Raw genomic sequence first — 6,263 nt, 5'->3', positions numbered from 1 at the left:
CCGCGCCCGCACAAACGAGAAGTAGAGTCCCATGATTGTTTCCGTCGACCGACGCGCGTCGCACACATTCGCCTATCGTTTCCAGCAGTGGAGATATCACTCCGCTCCGAGCTGGTTGTTCTCCCTGCCGGTCATGGTGCTCATGGCTGTGCTGCTGATCTACCCGATGATCCAGTCGATCTTCTGGTCCTTCACCAACTTCAACGGGTACTCGCCCGACTACGAGTTCGTAGGACTTGCGAACTACCTCCGGGTCTTCACTCAGGACACGCTGCTGGCAGGACTGAGCTTCACGCTGCTCTTCGCCGCAGCCACGACCGTGATGATCACGGCATTCGCCATCCCGCTCGCCCTCATTCTGAACAAAGCCTTTTTCGGCCGTAACTTCGTTCGATCGATTGTCTTCTTCCCGTCTGTGCCGAGCCTGGCCCTGCTTGCACTCGTGTGGGCGTTCATTCTGAACCCGCTCGGCAGTGGAGCTCTCAACTCCGTTCTCGAAGCCTGGTTCGGTATCGGCCCTTTCCCATGGTTGTCGAACGCGGAGCTCGCGAAGCTTTCCGTCATTGTGGTCGCTGTGTGGAGTGCTACGGGTTGGCACGCGATCCTGTATCTCGCGTACCTCCAATCCATCCCCGGCGAGTACTACGAGGTCGCAAAGATCGATGGCGCCTCGGCGTTGCAACGGTTCCGATATGTGACTCTGCCGTTGCTGGCACCGGCCGTCACGATCAGCACGCTGCTTCTGCTTACGGGGGGCCTGAAGGTGTACGAACTGCCCTTCGTGCTGACCGCGGGCGGTCCCGGTACTGCAACCTGGACGATCACTCAGTCGATCATCGTCGGCGGCGTGGGGCAAGGGAACTATGGCCTGTCCAGCGCTCTCAGCACCGTTTTCATGTTTGCCGTCGCGGCGATCGTCCTCGTGCAGTTGTGGGCCTCGCGTCGCGCTGAGAGGAACATCCTGTGACCATTACACATCTCGCCCGACGGCCGCGCCGATTCCCATGGCGATCCCTACTACTCAGCGTTGTAATGATCGCGTTCGCGGGCCTTGTCGCCATTCCGTTCTATTACGTCGTCGTGAGCACCTTGAAGACGCAGAACGAAGTCGCAACGAATCCGTTCGGCCTCCCTGCCTCGATCTATCTGGACAACTACGTCGAGGCGTTCACGACCGTGCCGCTGGGGCAGGCATTCCTCAACTCCACCTACGTGACCGTCGTGAGCGTGCTGATCATGCTCCTAGCAGGTTCGATGGCCGCATTCGGCTCGATTCTGCAGAACTCCTGGTTCACTCGGATCGTCGGGGTGCTTTTGATCGTCTCATTCCTCGTTCCGTTCCAGTCGACCCTGATCCCGCTGTACCAGCTGTTCGCAGGCTTTCGCTTGATCGACTCCCTCGAAGGCCTCATCCTGATCTCGTCCGGTGGCGCGATCTTCAGCTACTTCCTGATCATCGGGTATATGAGAAGTGTTCCGTTCGAGATCATCGAGGCGGCGCGGGTTGACGGAGCTGGCCCGTTTCGGATCTACTGGAAGATCGTGCTGCCCCTGATCCGGCCGATTCTGATCACGGTCGGGGTCATCCAGACGATGGGAGTCTGGAACGACTTCATCGCGCCGAGCGTGTTCCTCAGCTCACCCGACAAGTTGACGATCATCTTGCAGGTTTACCGATCGGTCGGACAGTTCACTACCGACTGGCCGATGTTCATGACCATCACAGTCATCGCTCTCATCCCGATGATGGTGTTCTTCGTCTTCTTGCAGAAGTACATCGTGAGCGGGCTGGCCGCCGGCAGCATCAAAGGATGACGGTCGCAACTATCATGCATAGATACCGAGGTAGTCCTTCGATCTGCCCGACAGCCCCCGCGTCGGCAAGTGAGGTGAAGCGCAGATGGTGACGATTCACGACGTGGCGAAAGCCGCGGGCGTGTCACCGATGACGGTTTCCCACGTCGTCAATGAACACCGAAATGTGCGTGAGTCGACTCGCGAGCACGTGCTCGAGGTTATCTCCCAACTGGGGTACCGGGTGAACGTCGCTGCACGAAACCTCCGAACCGGCAGAACAGGGACGGTCGGGCTCGCCGTGCCGGAGATCGACCGCCCGTACTACGGGCTGCTGAGTGCCGCGATCATCGCCGCGGCCGCCAAGCATGGATTGCGCGTCGCGATCGAGCAAACCGGCGCGCTGCGAGAACGCGAACTCGACGCCCTCGCTCTCTCTCGAAACCGACTGTACGACGGCATTATCCTGAGTACAGTCGGCCTCGGCCAAGCCGACACCGACCTCCTGAAAGTCGACTATCCGGTCGTCATCCTCGGCGAGCGGATCTTCCAAGGCCCCGTCGACCACGTCGCTATGGCCAACGTCGACGGAGCGAGAGCCGCCACCACCCACCTCATCAACGGTGGACGTCGCCGGATCGCCATCATAGACGCGGCAGACCGAGAGGACGGTGTAGCGAGCCTGCGGCTCGCCGGGTACAAGGCGGCGCTCGAGGATTCTGGCATCCCATTCGATCCGGATCTGGTCGCACCCGTCGACCTCTTCACCATGCAGGCGGGCGCCGACGCGGCCCGTGAACTCACGGTGCGACGTCCGGACGTCGACGCGTTGTTCTGCGTGACCGACACTCTGGCGTTCGGGGCGATGCGTGGGTTGACCGACGTCGGGGTGGCGATACCCAAGCAGGTGGCGGTTATCGGCTTCGACAACGTCGCCGAATCCGGATTCAGTATCCCTTCGCTGTCGACAGTTGATCCTGACCATCAGGCCATGGCTGATGCAGCACTCCGCTACCTTGTGCAGAGGATCAATGGATACGACCAGGCAGCTCGAGAGTTCATCAGTCCGTTCACCGTAATTGAACGAGAGTCGAGTGGGATCGTCTTGGCGTGATCGGCACCGGCGTGCCCATCAGGTGGTCATTGGTCCTGCGGCGGCCAACCGGAATCGGCTGCTTTCAGTTGCCTGCTCAAGATGACGAAGCACCTCAATCGACTCCGACGCGGTCACTGGCATCTTCGACCCTGTGAGAATCGCGCGTCTCACCTCTCGATAAAAATCGGCCCAGTCTCCGACCCGGGTGGGGACGGATCGACGCGACGCTCCGTGAATGTATCCGCGTTGAGTGGCTGGTCCAACGTGTGCGCGGCCCTCTCTGAGCCTTGACTGCTGCGGATCCATCCCCTCCACTGTGTAAGTGCCCGCTGTCCCGATTGCGACAAAGCGTTCACCCGTGAAACCGGAGAGGGAGGTCATGATCAGGTGCGACGACGCCCCATTCTCGTGAGTGAGCGCGATGAAACAATCGTCATTAGGGCCGGCGTCAGACCTGAGAGTGCGTACTTCCGCGTAGACGTTACGCACCGGTCCGAGCAACCGTACGGCCTGATCGACTAGGTGAGGGCCGTTTCCCCCCAGTTGCCCGTTCAGCCCCGGATGCGAAACATCTCGCCAGCCGGAGCTGAGCTCCGGCGCCCACATAGAGATTCGCGATTCAAGGCGAACGATCTTCCCGAGGCGACCACGCCGCAACAGATCTTCGAGAGTAAGGTAGTCGCCATCCCACCGCCTGTTCTGGAACGGCACGACGGTAACTCCGAGGCAGCTCGCCGCATCGACTATCCTTTCCGCCCCTTCGCTCGACGTGGCTAATGGCTTGTCGACCACGAGCACCCGAGGCCGACATAACAGGGACTCGATCGCGATGCTCTCATGCTGAGCATCCGGGACAGCAATCACCGCGATATCTACCGTCCCGGGCACGGCGTCGAGCGCGCCGTAGACCTCCACCCCCGACCTGTCCGCCTCCTGCGCAGCACGGCGCCCTCTGCTAACGATCGCAATCTTCGAGAAACCTGCGGCGCGGAGAAGTGGCATGTGAATGTCGCGTCCGGCGTGCCCGAAGCCGACGATGAGCGCCCGAAGGCTTGGGCGATTCTCAAGATGGTCTGGTCGCACTGCGGTGTCCTCTACAGCCTGTCCGCGACCCAGTCGGAAATGATGGACGCCGCCGGGAGCATGTTGTCTCCGCCGACATGCTCGATTCCTCCGTCACGCGGAGTGAGGAGGCGTAGGGTTCGATCAGGGCTGTTGACGGCCTCGTCGTATTGCGCGTGCGCGTACTCTCGTGGAATCTGACGGTCACCCGAACCGTGGGTCACCAGAAACGGAACCGTGATCTCGGAGACCACGTTTTCCAGAGTGACGGCGGGAGCAAACTTCATGAAGTCTTCAAACGTCGGCTGCCCCCACACCCACTGAACGTGGTCCCAATAATGAGGAACCGGGTTCTCACCTTCGCGCTCCGCACGGCGTCGCTGCAGCTCGCCCCAGTTATAGTTCGCGCCCCAGCATGCGCACAGCGCGAACCGCTTCTCGAATGCGGCGATCCGCGGAGCGTAGTAGCCACCCAAAGACCAGCCGACGATACCGATGCGGTCCTCGTCGACGTCTCCACGCGATAGGAGGTAGTCCACGCAAGCCGCACCCCATCTCTCCGCCTCGACAATTGCGGTCAGTCCGCGGAGGCGCAAGGCCTCTCCAGTGCCGGGATGGTCCACCATCAGCGTGGAGATCCCGCGACGCGAGAGATCTTCTCTCAGCGGAGCGCCGTAGATCATCTCTTTAGTGGAGTCGAGGCCGTTCACGTGCACGACCACAGGCGATTTCGGGCCCGCCAGTGGCGACCGGTAGAGAATGCCCGGGAAGCTCGTGTCACCGTACGGAATCTCCACCCGCTCGGCGGTTCGGTCGGTGTGCGCGAGGTGCGAGGCGAAAGCGGACAGCATCTTGTCGTAGACGACCTCGCGGGGTGCGTATCCCACCCGCTGCATACGCTCGCCAGTCAGGTAATAGACAGCAGCCCGCTCGTACTTGTCGGAGGCAGAGAGCGTGTTGCCAGCAATGAGATCCTCGTCGGCTAACTCAACGAGCCGGTCACCGAGCTCTTCGTATGCCGACAGGTACGCCTCAGTCGCCTCATCACCCTGCGAAGATGCGTCGATGACCGGGCGGATGGCATCGAGGACTTCATTCAGTTGCGCTCCGGTGTTCAACGCAATGTTGGTCGACAGGTTCCACACGTAGTTGCCGGGAAACGGTTCAAACATGGGGCTCCTTCGCCGAAATGAGCGAGGGCCGCTGACTGTGTCGCAACCCTCGAAGTAAGGATTCCAGGATGGTTCGGGTCGCTCTAGGGTGTCCATTGCCCATGCTCCATGAGCTCCATCGACCGAAGTGATACTCTCTCACCCCAGCCGTCGCGCAGACTCCTGCAGCTGCTCGCGAAGCCACGCATGGCCGGCGTCAGCGCCTCGCCGCGGCGACCAGAGCATCAGCTCGTGGATGGCCGCAATCGGTACGGGGGGCTCCAGCATTTTGAAGTGCGCTTCGGCCATCAACAGCGACGCGAGCCGGCGCTGCAGGATCGTGTACATCTTCGTACCCGGCAGCATGAACGGAGCCATGACGAATGACTGCGCAATCATAGTCGTGTTTCTCGCGAGATGCGCTTCGTCGAGTCGCTGATCTGCGAGAGATGCCAGCAGCCCTTGGCTTGCTGCCAGATACGGCAGGGAGCTCAGTTGCTCGACGGTGAACACGTCCCCCACCATCTCGTTCGCCTTGTCAGTGACGCAAACGAAGTCGTCATCAAAAAGAGGCTGCGTGCGGAACGGAACGTCTGTCGGAAGAAGCTCGCTCGGGTAGATGGCGACGTCGACGAGCCCCCGGCGGATGCTCTCCATCAGCGACGCGTCCACTGGCGTGACGCGCACGCTCACGTTCGGAGCGATGGCACCGAGCCGTTCGATGAGCGGGCGAAGCAGCACGAGCGCCACGTAGTCGCTGGCGAGGATCGTGAAGCTGCGCTTCGATGTGGTCGGATCGAACGCCGCACCCGATTGGATGAGCTGTTCGACGTCTCCCAGGATCGCGGTGAGGGGTTCGCGCAGGGACTCCGCGAAGGCGGTGCGCTGCAGGCCACGGCCCGACCGCACCAGAAGCGGGTCTCCCAATGACGCCCGCAGACGCGCGAGAGTCGCACTCATCGCTGGCTGGCCAACACGCAGGCGTTCGGCAGCTCTGCTCACGCTCTCCTCAGACAGCAGTGCATCCAATGCCGTAAGCAGGTTCATATCGAAGTTGACGAGCTCCATAGATACCCCTTCGTATCACTCAGGTTGATGAATCCTATTCTCATGACGGTGTCGCGCGCTCCTTCTTGTCGTTCTTACTCTGAACGAGACAA

General features: G+C 61.1%; 6 protein-coding genes. 3 read left to right on the top strand and 3 right to left on the bottom strand.

Annotated features, from left to right (window positions below):
- Positions 1–31 precede the first annotated feature (31 nt).
- The 3 genes from ACTJKH_RS16565 to ACTJKH_RS16555 all read left to right on the top strand — a co-directional run bounded on the left by ACTJKH_RS16565 (position 32) and on the right by ACTJKH_RS16555 (position 2,908).
- Positions 32–967 (top strand): carbohydrate ABC transporter permease, encoded by a 936-nt coding sequence (locus tag ACTJKH_RS16565; protein ID WP_440737829.1) that lies wholly within the window; start codon positions 32–34, stop codon positions 965–967.
- A 65-nt stretch (positions 968–1,032) separates the two neighbouring features.
- Positions 1,033–1,815 (top strand): carbohydrate ABC transporter permease, encoded by a 783-nt coding sequence (locus ACTJKH_RS16560; protein ID WP_440737828.1) that lies wholly within the window; start codon positions 1,033–1,035, stop codon positions 1,813–1,815.
- Between the two features lie 85 nt (positions 1,816–1,900).
- The gene (locus tag ACTJKH_RS16555) at positions 1,901–2,908 is read left to right on the top strand and encodes a LacI family DNA-binding transcriptional regulator (RefSeq protein WP_440737827.1); all 1,008 of its coding nucleotides are present in this window, start codon (positions 1,901–1,903) and stop codon (positions 2,906–2,908) included.
- A gap of 18 nt (positions 2,909–2,926) precedes the next feature.
- Here the strand turns inward: ACTJKH_RS16555 and ACTJKH_RS16550 are convergent, their stop codons facing one another.
- The 3 genes from ACTJKH_RS16550 to ACTJKH_RS16540 form a co-directional block, all read right to left on the bottom strand.
- Positions 2,927–3,973 carry a Gfo/Idh/MocA family protein gene (locus ACTJKH_RS16550; protein ID WP_440737826.1) on the bottom strand — a complete coding sequence of 349 codons (1,047 nt, stop codon included), beginning with the start codon at positions 3,971–3,973 and terminating at the stop codon, positions 2,927–2,929.
- Positions 3,974–3,984: 11 nt separating this feature from the next.
- Positions 3,985–5,124 (bottom strand): alpha/beta hydrolase family protein, encoded by a 1,140-nt coding sequence (locus tag ACTJKH_RS16545; RefSeq protein ID WP_440737825.1) that lies wholly within the window; start codon positions 5,122–5,124, stop codon positions 3,985–3,987.
- A 138-nt stretch (positions 5,125–5,262) separates the two neighbouring features.
- Positions 5,263–6,171 carry a LysR substrate-binding domain-containing protein gene (locus ACTJKH_RS16540; RefSeq protein ID WP_440737824.1) on the bottom strand — a complete coding sequence of 303 codons (909 nt, stop codon included), beginning with the start codon at positions 6,169–6,171 and terminating at the stop codon, positions 5,263–5,265.
- Between the last annotated feature and the right edge of the window lie 92 nt (positions 6,172–6,263).

The organism is Microbacterium sp. 22215, assembly GCF_052045655.1.
Taxonomy (GTDB): Bacteria; Actinomycetota; Actinomycetes; order Actinomycetales; family Microbacteriaceae; genus Microbacterium; species Microbacterium phyllosphaerae.
Note: the sequence above shows the minus strand (reverse complement) of the source record. Positions and strands in the feature narration are given on the sequence as shown.